The organism is Dankookia rubra (genome assembly GCF_004355005.1).
Taxonomy (GTDB): domain Bacteria; phylum Pseudomonadota; class Alphaproteobacteria; order Acetobacterales; family Acetobacteraceae; genus Paracraurococcus; species Paracraurococcus ruber_A.
The window spans coordinates 1-679 of sequence record NZ_SMSJ01000325.1; the positions used below are offsets into that span (position 1 = coordinate 1).

Annotated in this window: 1 protein-coding gene; it reads left to right on the plus strand. The window is 48.3% G+C overall.

The genetic code is table 11. From position 1 onward, the window contains the following. A partial coding sequence (gene bla / locus E2C06_RS36835; protein WP_133293431.1) for a class A beta-lactamase occupies positions 1-613 on the plus strand: 613 nt, incomplete at its 5' end. Positions 614-679 lie beyond the last annotated feature (66 nt).

Below are 679 nucleotides of genomic sequence, written 5' to 3' on the forward strand. Positions count from 1 at the left end.
CGCCGGGCAAGAGCAACTCGGTCGCCGCATACACTATTCTCAGAATGACTTGGTTGAGTACTCACCAGTCACAGAAAAGCATCTTACGGATGGCATGACAGTAAGAGAATTATGCAGTGCCGCCATAACCATGAGTGATAACACTGCGGCCAACTTACTTCTGACAACGATCGGAGGACCGAAGGAGCTAACCGCTTTTTTGCACAACATGGGGGATCATGTAACTCGCCTTGATCGTTGGGAACCGGAGCTGAATGAAGCCATACCAAACGACGAGCGTGACACCACGATGCCTGTAGCAATGGCAACAACGTTGCGCAAACTATTAACTGGCGAACTACTTACTCTAGCTTCCCGGCAACAATTAATAGACTGGATGGAGGCGGATAAAGTTGCAGGACCACTTCTGCGCTCGGCCCTTCCGGCTGGCTGGTTTATTGCTGATAAATCTGGAGCCGGTGAGCGTGGGTCTCGCGGTATCATTGCAGCACTGGGGCCAGATGGTAAGCCCTCCCGTATCGTAGTTATCTACACGACGGGGAGTCAGGCAACTATGGATGAACGAAATAGACAGATCGCTGAGATAGGTGCCTCACTGATTAAGCATTGGTAACTGTCAGACCAAGTTTACTCATATATACTTTAGATTGATTTAAAACTTCATTTTTAATTTAAAAGG